Source organism: Silvanigrella sp. (assembly GCF_044369315.1).
Classification (GTDB): Bacteria; Bdellovibrionota_B; Oligoflexia; order Silvanigrellales; family Silvanigrellaceae; genus Silvanigrella.
Map to the genome: position 1 here is coordinate 20,277 of NZ_JBIPMD010000007.1, position 15,278 is coordinate 35,554.

General features: G+C 32.5%; 20 protein-coding genes and 1 pseudogene. 5 read left to right on the top strand and 16 right to left on the bottom strand.

Features of this window, described 5'->3' with window-relative positions; all coding sequences use genetic code 11:
• Nucleotides 1-22 precede the first annotated feature (22 nt).
• From bet to ACIQ56_RS01505, 7 genes are all read right to left on the bottom strand, one after another.
• Nucleotides 23-1,060 (bottom strand): phage recombination protein Bet, encoded by a 1,038-nt coding sequence (gene bet, locus ACIQ56_RS01475; RefSeq protein WP_397599312.1) that lies wholly within the window; start codon nt 1,058-1,060, stop codon nt 23-25.
• Between the two features lie 47 nt (nt 1,061-1,107).
• Entirely contained in the window at nt 1,108-1,383 is a 276-nt protein-coding gene (locus ACIQ56_RS01480) for a hypothetical protein (RefSeq protein WP_397599313.1), read from the bottom strand.
• Between the two features lie 246 nt (nt 1,384-1,629).
• On the bottom strand, nt 1,630-1,974 hold the full coding sequence (locus ACIQ56_RS01485) for a hypothetical protein (protein ID WP_397599314.1): 345 nt from the start codon (nt 1,972-1,974) through the stop codon (nt 1,630-1,632).
• A 1-nt stretch (nt 1,975) separates the two neighbouring features.
• Nucleotides 1,976-2,773 (bottom strand): hypothetical protein, encoded by a 798-nt coding sequence (locus tag ACIQ56_RS01490; RefSeq protein ID WP_397599315.1) that lies wholly within the window; start codon nt 2,771-2,773, stop codon nt 1,976-1,978.
• Between the two features lie 56 nt (nt 2,774-2,829).
• On the bottom strand, nt 2,830-3,222 hold the full coding sequence (locus tag ACIQ56_RS01495) for a hypothetical protein (protein ID WP_397599316.1): 393 nt from the start codon (nt 3,220-3,222) through the stop codon (nt 2,830-2,832).
• A gap of 2 nt (nt 3,223-3,224) precedes the next feature.
• Complete coding sequence (locus ACIQ56_RS01500) at nt 3,225-3,671, bottom strand: hypothetical protein (RefSeq protein WP_397599317.1); 447 nt, start codon at nt 3,669-3,671, stop codon at nt 3,225-3,227.
• Nucleotides 3,672-3,694: 23 nt separating this feature from the next.
• The gene (locus ACIQ56_RS01505) at nt 3,695-4,375 is read right to left on the bottom strand and encodes a hypothetical protein (protein ID WP_397599318.1); all 681 of its coding nucleotides are present in this window, start codon (nt 4,373-4,375) and stop codon (nt 3,695-3,697) included.
• Between the two features lie 717 nt (nt 4,376-5,092).
• Between ACIQ56_RS01505 and ACIQ56_RS01510 the strand changes: the two genes are divergently transcribed.
• Nucleotides 5,093-5,725, top strand: a complete 633-nt coding sequence (locus ACIQ56_RS01510; protein WP_397599319.1) for a hypothetical protein — start codon at nt 5,093-5,095, stop codon at nt 5,723-5,725.
• 85 nt (nt 5,726-5,810) lie between these two features.
• On the opposite strand, the gene ACIQ56_RS01515 is transcribed toward ACIQ56_RS01510, so the two are convergent.
• From ACIQ56_RS01515 to ACIQ56_RS01525, 3 genes are all read right to left on the bottom strand, one after another.
• Complete coding sequence (locus tag ACIQ56_RS01515) at nt 5,811-6,155, bottom strand: hypothetical protein (protein WP_397599320.1); 345 nt, start codon at nt 6,153-6,155, stop codon at nt 5,811-5,813.
• A gap of 29 nt (nt 6,156-6,184) precedes the next feature.
• The gene (locus tag ACIQ56_RS01520) at nt 6,185-6,475 is read right to left on the bottom strand and encodes a hypothetical protein (protein ID WP_397599321.1); all 291 of its coding nucleotides are present in this window, start codon (nt 6,473-6,475) and stop codon (nt 6,185-6,187) included.
• 190 nt (nt 6,476-6,665) lie between these two features.
• Nucleotides 6,666-6,803: a hypothetical protein gene (locus tag ACIQ56_RS01525; protein WP_397599322.1), complete on the bottom strand. Its 138-nt coding sequence runs from the start codon at nt 6,801-6,803 to the stop codon at nt 6,666-6,668.
• Nucleotides 6,804-6,968: 165 nt separating this feature from the next.
• Between ACIQ56_RS01525 and ACIQ56_RS01530 the strand changes: the two genes are divergently transcribed.
• Nucleotides 6,969-7,406 (top strand): helix-turn-helix domain-containing protein, encoded by a 438-nt coding sequence (locus ACIQ56_RS01530; RefSeq protein ID WP_397599323.1) that lies wholly within the window; start codon nt 6,969-6,971, stop codon nt 7,404-7,406.
• Nucleotides 7,407-7,498: 92 nt separating this feature from the next.
• Here the strand turns inward: ACIQ56_RS01530 and ACIQ56_RS01535 are convergent, their stop codons facing one another.
• The 5 genes from ACIQ56_RS01535 to ACIQ56_RS01555 form a co-directional block, all read right to left on the bottom strand.
• Nucleotides 7,499-8,485 carry a ParB/RepB/Spo0J family partition protein gene (locus ACIQ56_RS01535; protein ID WP_397599324.1) on the bottom strand — a complete coding sequence of 329 codons (987 nt, stop codon included), beginning with the start codon at nt 8,483-8,485 and terminating at the stop codon, nt 7,499-7,501.
• 14 nt (nt 8,486-8,499) lie between these two features.
• Entirely contained in the window at nt 8,500-9,417 is a 918-nt protein-coding gene (locus tag ACIQ56_RS01540; RefSeq protein WP_397599332.1) for a ParA family protein, read from the bottom strand.
• A 244-nt stretch (nt 9,418-9,661) separates the two neighbouring features.
• Nucleotides 9,662-9,832, bottom strand: coding sequence for a hypothetical protein (locus ACIQ56_RS01545; RefSeq protein ID WP_397599325.1), 171 nt, complete (start codon nt 9,830-9,832; stop codon nt 9,662-9,664).
• Complete coding sequence (locus tag ACIQ56_RS01550) at nt 9,829-10,491, bottom strand: hypothetical protein (protein WP_397599326.1); 663 nt, start codon at nt 10,489-10,491, stop codon at nt 9,829-9,831. Before ACIQ56_RS01550 ends, ACIQ56_RS01545 begins: the two co-directional genes overlap by 4 nt.
• Nucleotides 10,492-11,065: 574 nt before the next feature.
• A complete protein-coding gene (locus ACIQ56_RS01555; protein WP_397599327.1) occupies nt 11,066-11,467 on the bottom strand; it encodes a hypothetical protein in 402 nt (133 codons plus the stop codon).
• A 261-nt stretch (nt 11,468-11,728) separates the two neighbouring features.
• Here ACIQ56_RS01555 and ACIQ56_RS01560 point away from each other — a divergent pair, with 261 nt between their 5' ends.
• The 3 genes from ACIQ56_RS01560 (at nt 11,729) to ACIQ56_RS01570 (ending at nt 14,175) form a co-directional block, all read left to right on the top strand.
• Entirely contained in the window at nt 11,729-12,346 is a 618-nt protein-coding gene (locus tag ACIQ56_RS01560; protein WP_397599328.1) for a hypothetical protein, read from the top strand.
• Nucleotides 12,327-12,947, top strand: coding sequence for a hypothetical protein (locus ACIQ56_RS01565; protein WP_397599329.1), 621 nt, complete (start codon nt 12,327-12,329; stop codon nt 12,945-12,947). Before ACIQ56_RS01560 ends, ACIQ56_RS01565 begins: the two co-directional genes overlap by 20 nt.
• Before the next feature lie 64 nt (nt 12,948-13,011).
• Nucleotides 13,012-14,175 carry a hypothetical protein gene (locus ACIQ56_RS01570; RefSeq protein ID WP_397599330.1) on the top strand — a complete coding sequence of 388 codons (1,164 nt, stop codon included), beginning with the start codon at nt 13,012-13,014 and terminating at the stop codon, nt 14,173-14,175.
• Here ACIQ56_RS01570 and ACIQ56_RS01575 read toward each other — a convergent pair.
• Nucleotides 14,156-15,278: pseudogene (locus ACIQ56_RS01575) on the bottom strand (hypothetical protein); the annotation flags it as partial. The gene ACIQ56_RS01570 and the pseudogene ACIQ56_RS01575 overlap by 20 nt on opposite strands.

The window sequence follows — 15,278 nt, forward strand, 5'->3', positions numbered from 1 at the left end:
CAGTCAATTGACTGCCTGCCTGTTATGCGTGCATTGCCTCTTCGTCAAGATTCTTCAAATGCTCCTCCAAAAAACATAGGGGCACCCCCATACTTTTTTCATTAAAAGCCTTGTAAATCGGGGCTTTTTCTTCTGAGGTCTTGCAATTTTTTACACATTTTAATTGCGCCATAAGGTCTTTAAAAATTTCTCTATGGTTGTCTTTGCCCGTGTAAGGTTCTTTATCTGATTCCAGTTCAGCTTTAGGGGCTTGAGTAGAAGCAGGAGCAGCAAGGGCTACTGGAGCGGTTTTAACGGCCGTTACATGCTCGCTAATTGCTTTTACAGGGCTTGATTCAACCTCTATCACATTGTTAGCTTGAGCCATTTCTTCGGGTGCATAATAGCCAGAAAGTTCCTTTGGAAAGGCTTTACGAAGAGCTAAAGCCTCGCCACACTTGCCAAGCATCAACTCAGGAAACTTGCGCCACATTGGGGAAACTTCGTTTTTAATTTTTTCTTCTTTATTATCAAAAGTTTGTACGTAAGAATCCCATTTAGCGATGGCGTAAGTGGGAGCCTCGAATCCTTTGCGATAAACTCCTACTTTAGCAGCATAAGGAAACTCGCCTTTGCTAGCGTCGCCTGTCCAAACTTCTTTCCAGATCCCATCCTTACCGCAAAATAATGTTGGTGTTTGGCCTGCATAATCGGGATGTGCGCTTGCTATGGCTCTAAATCCATCAATTGATATTTGAATCGTAGCTATTTTTTTATCTTTTGTTGTAGCGTCTTTATTCCAGCGTCTTATCATATAAACTTGTCTCGAAAATGGGTCTAATCCTGTTCTTTGGCACGTCATGAGGAACATTTCTAATTCTAAGTCGGTAGCTCCTTTTGCAATCTGGTCTTTGATAAGCTCAACTCTAGCCCTATCGAATCCATATTGCGCAAGACGTTCTAGGGTTTCGTTTGATGTTGCTGTTATTGCTGTTTCTGTTGCTCCTGTGGAAACAGCAGGGATTTTAATTTCTGTGGGTTTTATTGTATATTTATTAACGGGTTTTCTTACTACTGTCATGGGGAAATTCCTTTTCCGTATGTGTTAAAATTATGTGTTAATGAGCATTACGACGCATTAACTTTAGCTAGTCTTTGCTTTTGTTGCCATAATTCCACATCATATTTAAGTCTTAAACCGTACATTGTATTTGTTGTTTTAAACGGAACTTTTAAAGCTACGGCCACAGAATGCGCTATTGTTCTATCAGTGCCTAATTTGTAAGCTAAATCGTTTTGGTAGCATTCGCCAATTGCTCTAGCGGCCATTAACTTAGCGTAATAATAATTGATTTCTGAATTTGTAAACATAGGGGTATACCTCCGATAAAGTGTTTTGTTCACTAATGACGTTCTTACTTTCACTAGTTAAAAATATTTTACAGGTAAAACTATTCACCTGTCAAGTTTTTGACTCGAAAAAGTTAAGCTTTTTATTTTTAGCCAGTTAAAAGTTTTTTACAGGAAGATTTTGACTTGGGTATTTTTTTGTGGCAGTTACAAGGGGTTACAGATAGATTCTTCGATAGAGTTTTTTGTTCTGTAGTTCTTACTCGAAAGCCCTAGTCTAAAAGCCGGGGCTTTCTTGTTTTAACGGGTAGAAAGTTGGGTATTAGTTTCAAATTTATCTCTTAATTCGCTGCCTTTTAAATTCAATTCTTGTTTTATTACTTCTGATTTAAGCTTATCGTGCTTAACAAAATACATTAAATATCTATCTACATTTTCGTTGTAGGTGATTACAATTTTGTTTGCTTCAGAAATATTTTTAGGTATAAAAAACTCAAGAGTGTTTCTGGTAAAAGCCATGTTTGTTGCGTCTGTCATTACAATAAAGTTTCCTCCTCCCAAATTGTTTAAAATTCTAGTGGGGTAAACCATATCTCTTTGTCTGTTCTCGTGTGTATCTTCAGGCAATTGATAATCAAAATTCATGTTACACCTCATTTTCTGGCAAATTTGGAATAGGTTTTTTGTTTCTATCGTTAACAACGTCCTGCATTAATTTTGTACATTCCTCTGAATATTTAAATTGTTTATCTTCAGGTTTTTTACTAAAGCATTTTGCTTTTTCAGGATTCTTTAAAATATTAATTGCATTGATAGCTGTTCTTAAATGTTCCTCGATTGTTTTTACTCTATCTAAAGTTGCATATTTTGATAAATAATCAGACGATGTAACCATATCAATTAATGAATTTAATGTTTCAGTAACTCTTTCCAAAGAACCAGAAAGTTGAGCCAATTTCTCGCTTTGTTCAAGCGTTGTGCTTTCTTTTGATTTCCTAATTGCGGTCTGTAATTCAGTCCTTAAATCTAAAAGGTTTCTGTGCATTTCATTTCTAACTTCGATTTCTTCTTTATTTGTGTTTTCGGGAGCTGAAAAAGTAGGAGGGTCAAAAGCATTTACTTTAAGTGAGAGGGCTTCTAAAGAATTTTTTAGATCTAAAAATTCAGAATAACTTATCCCATCTTTACCATCCTTACCATTTAAACCATCTATTCCGTTAACGCCATTTAAACCGTCTACTCCGTCTTTACCATTTAAACCGTCTTTACCGTCTCGGCCATTCAAACCATCTTTTCCATCTTGACCGTTTTTAGGTGGAATATAAACGGGCACTTCTTTTTCAAATATTTTTTTACCATCTTCACCATCTTTGCCTTTGCATGAAATGATAGAGGTAGAAATAATTGCAATAGAAAATAATGTTAGAATAGATTTTAATTTCATTTTATAGCCTCCCTGCTAAAATATAATTGTGTTTTTATTTTACAAAGTTTTTCAATTTAATATCTAAATAAGTATTCCAAAAATTTAGGAGAAAACCCAATTATATTTTTTTCTTTAGCATACTCTTCTATCTCTTTATTGGGGATTTCTCTTTTCCAATTTGATTCTAAATAATCTCTTAATTCATCACCAAACTTTTTGTTTTTCTTCCAAAAAACATTAGCTTGTTTTTTTGTTAAATCTATCTTTTCTTTTCCACCTTTATTTTTAAACCAGTGAGCTTTATGAGCTGCTTGTGCTGTTTTGTACCCGTATCCTTGCGCATCGTCTATTAAAGTCCCATCAGGTTGGCAGATAATAAATCTAGTTTCGTATTCATAGAAACCAAAATCTTCGTCTAATTTTTTAAACTGTTTTTCTTGTACAACGTAATTTTGTTCTGTATTCATTTTTAGTCTCTTTTTATAACTGAATTTACTAAATATTCTAAGTCTTTTTTTGTTGCCATTTTGTTTAATTCGTTTTCAAGCAAACTTATTTTTTTTGGAATATTAAGCCAATCCGCAACATCGATATACTTTCTAGTTACTTCCCCCATATTATATTGAGGGGAAAAAATATCATTTTTATCAAAGCAAACAATAACATTTTTAGCTATTAATTCTTCGATAAACTCATCAAAATTTTTGTAGCTTGTGTTGTACTCCGTTTCATTTAGCCACTCGAATTGAGTTATTTTCACACTATTAAATCTGATATTGTTAAATTCTTCTGAAAACTTTTTAATTAAAAATCTTGCAATCCGCTTTGAATTTTTAATTTCAAGTCTTGCTAAAGCACTCATAAAAGCCCTGATATTCTTTTCATATTCTTCCGTGAAATCTTTATGGGAAAGCATTACTTTATATTTCCTATTTTAACTTAAAAAGTATTAATTAAACTTTTTATTTCATTCATCTTATTTAAAAGGGCGTTATGTTCTATAAGTAACTTATTGTATTTTTCTTCGAAATTTTCATTTTCATTTTTAGCAATTACATGTTTTTCTTGTGCTGTTTTATTCATTGAATCCGAAATTTTTTTAGTGTCTTCTTCGTCTATTTCAAGTTCTAAATTTTCATTTTCAAAATCTTTTTTAATCGATTCAATTAATTTTTTTGGAAAATATCTTAACAATAATTGAACGTCTTTGCCTGTTATTTTTGGATTAGCTACGGAACCGCCAGACCTATCATAGACACCATTTAATAGTATTGCTTGGCTATCAAGGGAAACTTCAGAATTTCTTTCTTTTCTTTCTACTATTTTCCTACCTGTTAATACAAAATCAGCATAATTACCGCATAAACGTTCGCCCTTTAATTTTAAGGAGACATATTCAATTTCATTTTCTGTTCCATTTTCTCCAAAAATAGAATCAAGTAATTTATTCACTTTATCACTATCTAATGAATTAAACTCCCAAGCTCTTAAACTAGCGTTCCAATTTCCACCTCTAGTTTTATATTTTTTATTTGCAGATAGATTAAATGGGGCATATATATAAAGTTTGTCATTAATTGTTTTTTGAGAAACATGTTTTGGTTTGCAAAAGTACGACATGATAATTCCTTTTCTGTAGTTCTAATTATTTTTCAATCACGGTTCTTATTCGTGACCTGTGAAGTTATTAATATGCAAAATAAATTTTGTCAACGTGACTTCTTTGTGACTTAAAAAATAATATTTTTACTTTGCCTCTTTAATAGCTAAAACAAAAAATTAAAATTATGGGGTTTATTTTAATTTTAAGAAGGGGTTTGCTTCGTGGCTTGCATTATGTCGTTTTTCTCATTTGAAGGGTCTTAATGGGCTTCTAAATGGTTTTAAAAAACCTGTAGCCCCTAGTGGGGGCAAGGGTTTACGAGCGGGGGCGGTAGCCTCCATAGCGAGAAAAAGAAGCAAAAGCGGCGATTGAGCGTGTTGACAGAAAGATCTGACAGAATACAGGTAAAATTAAAGTAACAAAGAAAGCGACTTCTCTTAGGCGCAGTAAGACGAAAAAAAAATGACCGACTAGTAGGTTGTCGAAGAATTGTCGAAGGGTCTGTCGAAGAATTGTCGAGGCGTGCCTTAACGAAATCAACGGGTTACAGACGCAAAAAAACGAGCTGTCGAATTTCGACACCGAAGTTGCGTCGAAGAATTGACATTTTTCTATATTTTATGCTAACTATTTCTGTCGAAGTCATTTTATTTTCGTTAATGAAATTAACCACTTGAAACAAGACAATTATATTTCTAATATTGGACAGTTAGAAAAACTTGAAAGGAATCATCATGATATACAAGAAGAAAAAAGACGACCAAAGGAAGAATTATCAAACGTTTGGTGTTTTTTTAAAGGGCAAAAAATATAAGTTATTAAACCACTATATTTTAGCAGGACTGTTTCTACAAAAATTTACAGAGTCAAATAACCCCACAGATTGGCAAAAAATAACGGCTGAAGATTTAAAAACCGCAGGGATTAACGTTGCAGAGGATTACAAAACATATTATGGGTGGCGTGAAACTATGCTTAAAAAAGGAATTTTAATTTGTCAGGCTACTGACGAAGAAATTAAAGGAGATGTGGCAAACCATAAATGTAATATGTTCAAGCCCCATACAAACATCATGAAATATATTAAAATAGGTAGAGATTTAAATTTACCCGAGGTTGTTTATAAACACACCGAAGATATTGAGGCTTTAAAAGCCGAAAACAAAGGAATAAAAGAAGAAAACAAAGAAATAAAAGAGGAACTTAAGAGCCTCTCTCGTAAAATTGAAAAAGTAGCTGAGTTTGTTTTAAAAGCTTTGCCCCCTGATACACCAATAAGACGTGATATAGTCAATAAAAAATTTGGGGATTTTGAAGCTTGCTTCAAAGAGTTAGAAGAAGAAAAAAAGAATAAATCGCTGCAATAATCTGATAAATTATTTTTGAGGTATGATTGATTAATATTAAGCATTATTCTAAATGATAACAAAAATAGCAAAAATTATTTTATATTTATTTAGCTTTATTTTCGAAATGAGAGCGATCATCATTTAAATCAATCACTCTTTCTGTGATTATTAAAAACAAACGCCAAGCAGAATACGGTATTTCAGATTCGCCAGATTTCCATCGACGAATTACCCTTCCGTCCGAAAGTCCGAGCATTTTTGCAAGTTGAGAACTTGAAAAACCTTTAAAAGTCATCCTTATTTCTTCAGGTGATGGCGAACTATAACCTCTTTCAAAGACCTTCCATGAATCTGGAATTTCAACCTCATATTCATCTGATGATTTTAATTTATTTTCTTTTAAAAAAGATTTTTGATCCTTAATACTCGGAATTTTTATAATTTTCATTTGAAACCCCATTAATGTAAAGACAAGCGTTAACTTGTCTCGAATTTTAAACGCTCAACCTGACTGACTTTTATATAAACAAGACTCAAAGTGCCTTGCGCACAAAAATTTTTGAAGTATTTTCTGTTAAATAAATCAAGAAAAACATAAAAAAGATAATCTGGAATTAAAATATCTAATCTTGTAACCTTAATTCCTATATGCTCTTTATAGAATTTTTTAACAGGCATGCCCACTTTATTGTGAGAGCCTAGACGAATAAGCCAAAAATCAGCTTCAGGAAAATTAACTTTTACAACACAAAGATCGACTAAAAACACGGGAAAACCTCCGCAGAAACCCAGACATTAGCGTCGGGTATGATTTATTGATAGGACAAATTGCCCTACTTGTCAAGCAAAGTAAAAATTTTTATTTTTATGCCGTCAATTGACGGCAAAGAATATTTTTTAGAGGGAGCTAAAAGGGGTACCGAGCGGCTGGAACGGAAAAAAGGCGGTTTAGCAAATACTATCTAATCGTAGTATTTGAAATAAAAAAAGCATCAAATAAACCATCGTTTTTCTTGCGTTTTAAAATCTGGGCTATTTGTGTATTTAATCCATAAGAAAACTCATCAAGATATTCAATGCAAGTTTGACTGTACATTTTATGTTTCCTTATGATTTTTAAAATATCATTTATAAAAATATAAAAATAAAGACTTTAAACTTATCCTTTAAAATAAAGACATCTCTCAATTCCCAAATACTATCTAATCGTAGTACTGTTCAAACCGCCTTTTTTCCGTTCCAGCCGCTCGGTACCCCTAAAATGAAATTAGAAGGTACATACGGATTTGGTAGCGAGGTATGGAGTGCAAATATTCATTTGCTTGATCTTATCGAGCTTGGAAAAACGCAAGAAGATCTTTTTTCACGTTTGAATGCAAAACTTTTGCAGATTTTAAAAGAAATTTCTAAAAGTGAAGCTTCAGAGGATGATTTTAATATTGAAATAATTTCTAACAATAAATTTTTTGTTAAGTTCATAAATTCAAGATATGTTACTTCTTTAATATTTAAAAAATTACGTGATTCAAAAAAAATTTCACAAGCAAAAGTTTCAATAAATCTATGTTGTGAAAGGACATCTTATTGTCAATATGAGGAAGGAAAACGCGAACCATCCTTAACAAAATTTTCTGAGATTCTTGATGCATTGGACTACGAATGGAATTTAAATATTCAAAAAAAGAAACTTGCAAAATAAATAAACAAAATCATTTTGCAAGTTATGTGGTGGCTCCTCACGATACCCCAAAAAGAGTTAAATTAAAAAGTTTGTACACAGTGTACAAACTTTTAGTTTTCTGATCGTAACTCTAAATTATTTTGCTCTTCGGATTTTTCCTTAAAAAACTCAGATTGAATTTTTTTAAATGAAGTTTGTGATAAAAATCCAGATTGTAACAAAGCGGTTAAAAAATTCTTCGTTAGGTCTAATTGTTTATATTCTAAATTTTTGATTGTCCGATGAGCCTCTAAAATAGCTTCAGATTTATCAATTGAAGTTGCACCGCTAATTTTTGGTTTGTCTGCAAGGATTATGTGCCAAGTCCTTTTTTGGATAATCATTTGTTGCATGTGTTCTTCCAATAAGTTTTCTTCTGGAAGTTCGCCATGCCTAGCCACTTGTTGCGCCCAACGGGAATTGAAGAGCTCAGGGTGAGAGTTAGCTAGTTCCTGACAGGCAGGAGACATCTTTGCAAGCCTCCTAAACCATCCAACGGTGCGAGGGTTTACTTTTACACGGGTTGCAATTTGCTCATCTGTGTTGCCAAAAGAAAATAGTTTTTCATAAAGATTAGCATTATCGAGCCAAAAAACAGACTCATGAAGATTTGCTATCGCTCCAATATACAGGGACTCAATTTTATTTTCTCCCAGAGATATGTCAGCTTCAATCTTTTCCCATCCGATTAATTCCGCTGCTAGCACTCGCCTTTTTCCACTAACGCAATGAAAATAAAACTCTCCATTTTTTTCTACAATGTGAAGTATAATGTTATGAAGAAGTCCAACATCTTTAAGCGATTCACCTAATGTATTAATATTTTCTTGCGAAAATTGTTTGCGTACGTTTTCATCTATAATAATTTTAGAAATTGGTACACTTGAAGTTATTTTACCATTTTTTTTAATCTCTTCTAAAAGCTGTGTAACAACATCCAAGGAAATTGCTTTAGGGTCACAATCAATTTTTAATTTTGGTTTACTTGCTTGAGCCTCATTTGCGGCAGCACGAACCATTTCGGAGCCTTTTTCTTTCATCATTTTTTTAAAGCTCATTAAAACACCCTTTCTTAGAATTCCATTTCTACACGGCTATTTTTTTGCAAAATAATTTCTGTTTTTTGATCATAGGTAGGGCTTTGACGTATTAACCCCAGTTTAGATAAATCAGGGCTTTCCCTTGGGCATCCCACCTTCAATGCTTCTGTTTGAGTTATAATATATTTAGCATTTGTTAGGTATCCATCTCTAATGACGCTTGCATTTGGTAGTGTTACGGCTGGTTTCCCCATTAGTCTGGCTGAGTCCATAGTGTCCGATTGAGCTATATAGTGTGGAAAGATGGGCATATTAGCTTCATTAAGAAGAGTAACAACATAATCCAAATAGGCATTGCTTGCAGGATTCTTTTTTAAACATGTTATTAAAACGCCCAGACAAGAAAGCTTTTCGTTTTCATTTTCTTTAATGTCTTCACAAAGAGATACGATTTTAACAAACCCATCGTAACTATCCGAATCAGCAAACGAGGGAATCAAGTAAAAATCTGAAGCAGCTAGAGCGGCAGGTGTTAATATTCCGCCTTTAGCTGGTGGAGTATCAATAAAAATAAAATTGTAATCGTTTTGTGCGCCAACTAGTAGCTGTTTAAAAAGTTTCCAACGCCTAGGAGAACTCGAAAAGATATCGACGGCATCTTCAAGATCTTGTGTTGCTCCGATTACGTCAACATTAGAATATGGGCTATTTACTGCAACATCCTTATAAGAAAGTTTGTTTTTAAATGCTGTCCAAAGATTTTTGGAAGGATTAATAAGCTCACGAACACCCATTGATTTAGTGCCATTTCCTTGTGGATCACCGTCGATAAATAAAACTTTAAAACCTAGATTCGCCATAGTAATTGATAGATTTACGGATGAAGAAGTTTTACCCACTCCACCCTTATTATTTGTTCCTGTAATGATTGCAAAAAGAGTTTCTTTCATGTTCACCTCAAAACAAAAGATTTATTCCCCAATCACTAACATACTTCTAAAAATTTTTAATTTAAAAGAGTCAAATAAAAAAGGTTTGTACACAGTGTACAAACCAAACCATAAAGGATTTTGTTAACTTGTTAACTGTTAACCTTAAGAGTTAACCTCAAAAAAATATTTTGACCTATAAAAGCAGGCGGCATTCTGTGCCACCGAGGGGGGTACCCCTTGGAAAGAACCTAAAATGGATTGCTTAATATTCGAGCGGTTTTTCTGTGTCCTTTAAAACTGTTAATTGATCCAATGAAATGGCATAAGGTACTTTTTTAATTTCTTGTATTAATTCTTCCGATATCTCATCAGCAACATGAGGCTCATGCACATTCGAACAAAATTCTACGTACACTTTAAAATTAACTATCATTGTAGGTTTCTTTCTTCTTTTAATTTTTCTTTCATGGTTTTGGGATTGTCAAAATTTTCTGCAACTATCGCCCGTCTAATTGCTGTATCAGGTGGCCAATCTTCCAAGACACTTTTTATAAACTTATCCATTTTTTGTGAAAGCTTTTCTATCACATCTTCCGATAACGTAAGTCGTTCTTTTATCCCTTTGTTTTCTTCTCTTAACGCTTGTATTTCTGCCCTGTCCGCTTTATTTTCCTCCAAACTATCAATTTTATATTCTACAGAATTTAACCTTTCAGGAATACGACTTATTTTTATCTTAGCTACATAATCGCTTATGCTATCGCCTAGTTTGAAGTATCCAGCTTTATCATTTGCCTTATTTTCAGAAAGTTCTTTGTTGCTAGCCTGACAAATTAAAATGCGTTTTTTAACTAGGTCGTTTCTTATTTGGGTAAAGGTGCTTTTTTCTAAATCAATTTTATATTCAATAAAATCTTGAAGGCATATATGCTGCCACTCTTTTCTAGCTGTTTGACCATAAACAAACTTGTCTAGAAATAGGGTAGCCATTGCAAAAGGACTAAGCACTTTCCTTCTATCAAGCATTCTACCTAAATTTTTTCTCTCATAGACTTCTTTAGTTTTAGTTTTAATTTCTGTTAACGACTTCATGTTACGTTAGACCCCCTTGTTTATTTATAAGAACCAATAATTTACTTACATATCATTCAAAAAGTAGTCAAATGGGAATGATATATCACCATTCCCTAGGAATGATTTGCTTTAACGTAACAAACGAGGGTGTTAAATATCAAATACTTACGAGAAAAAAGGGGAATGAAAAGGGAATGAAAGAGGGAATGAAAAGGGAATGGTTTTGTATCCATCTTTTTGATATAATTAATGAATTTACCTCTTATACCAATTTCTTCTTGTTTAAAACACTTTTTCAGACCATGGAGTGCTCCGCACCCCGTCTGTAAACCTTTTGCCACGCAGTGGCTGCAAGGTCTTTTTTTAAGCCCAAAAGACCCCCCTCTAGTATCATTGTAGCAAAATTTAAAAACGTCTCTGTAAACCAAAATAAACACCCAAATTAAATATTTTTTTTATGCTGTTAGGGACTGATAAATAAATAGGTAAAATCTAAGCTTTAAAAGGCTAAGATAATTAAGGCTTTGAACAAATATTAAAGTAACATTTGCCCAAAAAGTGGATAAAAGACTTATCCTATATGAACTTATTTTTAAAACGCTGCCTTAATATCTGACCCTGCATAAAAGCTAGGTTGTCCCACTCTTTTAATCCTCTTGACTCCGACCTTGTCCATAAGCTTATAAACGCTCTGCTTTGGTAACTTGAAAATTTCCGAAATTTCTCGTGCTGTATAATTTTGGTTTGAATTAAAAGCGGTAGCAAGTTTAGCATAATCTTTTTTTGCTGGCTCTTCATCCTCTCCATTATTATAAACATCTTCAACTAAAGCAAATACTGCTTTTTCTCTTTTATTTATTTCTTTATTTGTTTGGGTCTTTATTGCTTCTAGATGATCTAATATAAGGACAATAACATCACTAGGTAGATTATTGTTTAATAAAACTTTACTTATGGCGATGATATTTTGATCTAGATCTTTAGCTGTGGTCACTATGTTATACCTCCTGAAAAAGTAACAAATGATTGATATCTACTTAAAAATAAAAGAGTAGATATGTCAATTTAAAAAAGTCCATTAGTCCCTAATTTTTTTTTTAAAAAAAGCACCCCAATAATTTAAAAGCAAAAAAATATAAATAATAACGGGATAATCAGTCTACAAAAAAACTCCATTGATCCATTAAAATTTGACAAATTAAATTTTTAGAGTTATTTTTTAATTTGCGATTGCAAAAATAAGGGGTTTGCATTTATGAGCATTAATGACAATATTCGTCAATTACGGGTTGATGTTTTGAAGCTAACTCGTAGTAAATTCGAGGCGGAAACAGGATTTAACCGACTTACGTTAAAACAAATAGAAAATAAAAAAACTAAAGTTTCTGATAAGATGAGGGAAAGATTGCAGTTAGCATTTAATTCACTCGGTATAATAATCCACGATCAATATTTTAAAGAATATACTCAAAACCAAGACCCATTAACATACGAACATTTATTAAATAAACGATTGCAAAATTTTAACCGTCATATGTTTTCAATTTACGGGAAAACGCTTGAGACGTTTCAGCTAAAAGATGATTTATTAGGTGGAATTTTTTCAAAATACGCTAATGTTTATGGAATAAAAAAACGTACAGGTTTTGAAAACTACATCGGTTACCATGTAATAATTACATTCAAAAAAATTCCAAAAATTAGAATTAAATCAGCAACCGTAAGAAAACTTATTTCTGTTTCAAGAGAAAAACGTATTTTAATATTTGAAAAAATAGGAGGTGATTTAGAAAATTTGAATTTAAATTTGTCTGAAATTGATAATATTTCCCCAATTTTTACCGTGAGGACTTATGACGACTACGCAACTTGAAGAGATAGATGATTTATCAATAAGGAGTGTTATGTTAGATTCAATTAAAAACCAACAAGTCGCATTGTTAACAAATTATAATGTATTTGATCTAACTACGACAAGCTTTGAGGAAGAAGAACTTTTGGAACTGTCTCATAAATTTCTTAGAGAGAATAAATTTTTAAATGGTTTTGGATGGGCAGCAGTAAATCCAACATTAAAATGCTCTGATCTATATGTGGTACAAGGCAGCGGCTATGCTTCAAAAGTAGCGGCAAAAGGCAAAGCAATAAATGATCCAATTCTAAAATATTGTACAGAAGCAACTATGAAACTTAAATTTTATGGTGATGTTAGGCTTAATCCAAAAGATCCTACCTACGAATTACAACAAGAAATTATGCTAATTCGTAGAGAAGAGGGCGTAACTAAGGGAATGCAATTTTCTGAGTGTTTTATGTTTGCTAATGGTAATCAATGTATGGTTAATATATTTTTATCTTGGCATGATAGTAAAGTAATAGAAACAAATATTTATAATAAAAACACGGCCATACTAAGAAAATTTTTAAAATTAAGTAAAGATTATGTCATTAATAGAGCAATTGAACTTAATTAAAACATATTAATATTTAAGAACTATTAATATTTAAGAACTAAGAACAAAAGAAAGAACATAAAAAATGAATTTAACTAATACGAATATAAAAAAATCCGCTCTTATTTTTACATCAACATCATTGGAATATTTTGAATTTTCTATCTTCCTCTTTCTATCTGGAATCATTAGTAAACAATATTTTGGGGATTTTTCCTTTTCGTTACCTATATTATTTATAATTATAACAGCCGTAGGGAAATTTGTAGGCGGTACAACGTTAGCCGCTGCAATTGATAAATTGGGTGCTTTAATTGTTTATAAATTTACAATGACTTTAACAGCTATCTGTTCAATCCTGTTATTAATCCTTCCTAACTATAATTCATTAGGTGTGTTGGCAGGCATTTTATTTATCGTAATTAGATTCATTCAAATAGCTGCCGCCAGTGCTGAAGCTGCTAGTGCCGTAGTTTTATCTGATAGTAATTTTGAGAATAAACCTTATGCAAGTGCTCTTGTATGCGCTGCATTTATATTTGGTTGTGGGGTAGCTAACTTAATCGCTAATTATATCAATCCAGATTATTTTAAAATCCTCATTTTTGCTTCTGCTTTGCTATTATTTTCCTTCAGATGGTTTATGAAAAGTTCAAATTTGAAGGACTCAAAACCAACATATATTAAAAGAGAAATTAATTTTGAACATGTTAAACAAGTATTTTTAATAGGAACTTTACTAAGTCCCACACTATTAATTCAGTTTTTTTTATTTGGATTTAGCAAACAAGAGCCTGTGTATAGTGCAATACTTGTTGTTATTTATGTTGCCGTAGCTATTTTATCCACTGCATTATTAAATAAATTTAATGGTAGATTTGGTTATTACTTTCCCGTTAATGATGTTTCCAAAAATGTTCGTTATGGTTTTCATTGCTTAATATTAATGGCAATAGTTGCAGGTGCAGCACAAACTAGCTCGTTAATATTTAAATTCATTCTTGTTGTTCCATTTGCATTATATTTATCTTCAATTTTTGGAGTAGTTTTAAAATATATAGATGGGAAAAGAAGAGCCAGCATATTAACTTGTGGTGCTGCAATTGGGAATTTAGTTGCTGTTTTAATTCTTCAAAATTTTGACCCCAAGTATCTTTGGATATTAATAATTGGGGTAATCTTAACGGCAGTATTTGCTTTAACAGTGTTTGAAAAGAAATCCGTTCAGGCTATCCAGGAGTTATCTTAAGCTCAAAAGGATCAAGATAAAAGTTTGCTGTGTGGGTGCTTTTTTCAATAAATAAAGACTTAATAACTTCACCTTGTTGCAAACTAATTGGTGTATAGTGATTTGTAGGGTTACTTCTTAATATAGATGTAGCCCCATCATAGATTTTATACCTTCCTAATGATGTAACTATATAAATATAGATATTTTCATAATCATTATTTTTAAAATTAACTAATGGGATAAACCCATAAACAGCGTGTAACCCTGTATGTTTTACGGTAACGTGAGCACCTGAGCAATCTTCACTGGTAGAAATACGTTGCGACCTGCTATAACTTTTAAAATATAAAGGCTGTTTACGTTCTCGTTCTGCTTGACGTTCTCTTTCCCGTTGTGCTTCTGCCCTACGTGCAGCTTCGGCATTACGTTGACGTTCCGCTTCAACCGCTGCTTTAATTGCGTCATCTTGTTTTTTCTTCTCTTCAGCCTTGCGTGCAGCTTCGGCTTTACGTGCATCTTCAGCCTTTCGTGCATCTTCCGCTCTGCGTGCTTCCTCAGCTCTGCGTTGTTCATTTTCTCTTTCAACCCTACGGGCTTCTTCAGCTCTGCGAGCGTCTTCTTCAATTTTTTTCTGTTTTGCTGCTAAATCTTCCTGATCTTTTTTAATTTTATCTAAATCAGCTTGTTCTTTGAGCTTACGTTCATTTTCTGCATTGGCTAATTGAGTATTGTTATTTAATATTGTTTTAACTTGATTTTTTAATTCGTCAATTTCGGGAATCAATTTTGTAAAAATAATATCATATTTTGCAGCAATATGTTTTTTAGATGGGATAGACCCATCTTTTAAACCGTCAAACGATGTGTTAAAAAATGTATTTAAATCTGGCGCATCGTTATAATTAATCTCACGAGAGCAAGAAAGCCATTTACCCGTGGTTTTTTCACGACTAATTGTTTTTGTTTCTTGAGAAACTTTTAACAGGTCGATAGGTTTTAAAACTTTAATGCTATTTGAAACGTTTTTAGAAACAAAAAATTCATTTCCGTTGTTATTTGTATTAATGCTCAATTTTAATATTTTTTTATCAATAGCTTCATTCAACTGATCATTTTTATCT

Bases quoted from the DNA above. Each gene is read 5' to 3' on its own strand.
- ACIQ56_RS01515 (WP_397599320.1), bottom strand. From the start codon at position 6,155: ATGAAAATTATAAAAATTCCGAGTATTAAGGATCAAAAATCTTTTTTA.
- ACIQ56_RS01505 (WP_397599318.1), bottom strand. From the start codon at position 4,375: ATGTCGTACTTTTGCAAACCAAAACATGTTTCTCAAAAAACAATTAAT.
- ACIQ56_RS01490 (WP_397599315.1), bottom strand. From the start codon at position 2,773: ATGAAATTAAAATCTATTCTAACATTATTTTCTATTGCAATTATTTCT.
- ACIQ56_RS01540 (WP_397599332.1), bottom strand. From the start codon at position 9,417: ATGAAAGAAACTCTTTTTGCAATCATTACAGGAACAAATAATAAGGGT.
- ACIQ56_RS01510 (WP_397599319.1), top strand. From the start codon at position 5,093: ATGATATACAAGAAGAAAAAAGACGACCAAAGGAAGAATTATCAAACG.
- ACIQ56_RS01545 (WP_397599325.1), bottom strand. From the start codon at position 9,832: ATGATAGTTAATTTTAAAGTGTACGTAGAATTTTGTTCGAATGTGCAT.
- ACIQ56_RS01525 (WP_397599322.1), bottom strand. From the start codon at position 6,803: ATGTACAGTCAAACTTGCATTGAATATCTTGATGAGTTTTCTTATGGA.
- ACIQ56_RS01550 (WP_397599326.1), bottom strand. From the start codon at position 10,491: ATGAAGTCGTTAACAGAAATTAAAACTAAAACTAAAGAAGTCTATGAG.
- ACIQ56_RS01570 (WP_397599330.1), top strand. From the start codon at position 13,012: ATGAATTTAACTAATACGAATATAAAAAAATCCGCTCTTATTTTTACA.
- ACIQ56_RS01530 (WP_397599323.1), top strand. From the start codon at position 6,969: ATGAAATTAGAAGGTACATACGGATTTGGTAGCGAGGTATGGAGTGCA.
- bet (WP_397599312.1), bottom strand. From the start codon at position 1,060: ATGACAGTAGTAAGAAAACCCGTTAATAAATATACAATAAAACCCACA.
- ACIQ56_RS01495 (WP_397599316.1), bottom strand. From the start codon at position 3,222: ATGAATACAGAACAAAATTACGTTGTACAAGAAAAACAGTTTAAAAAA.
- ACIQ56_RS01565 (WP_397599329.1), top strand. From the start codon at position 12,327: ATGACGACTACGCAACTTGAAGAGATAGATGATTTATCAATAAGGAGT.
- ACIQ56_RS01485 (WP_397599314.1), bottom strand. From the start codon at position 1,974: ATGAATTTTGATTATCAATTGCCTGAAGATACACACGAGAACAGACAA.
- ACIQ56_RS01500 (WP_397599317.1), bottom strand. From the start codon at position 3,671: ATGCTTTCCCATAAAGATTTCACGGAAGAATATGAAAAGAATATCAGG.
- ACIQ56_RS01535 (WP_397599324.1), bottom strand. From the start codon at position 8,485: ATGAGCTTTAAAAAAATGATGAAAGAAAAAGGCTCCGAAATGGTTCGT.
- ACIQ56_RS01560 (WP_397599328.1), top strand. From the start codon at position 11,729: ATGAGCATTAATGACAATATTCGTCAATTACGGGTTGATGTTTTGAAG.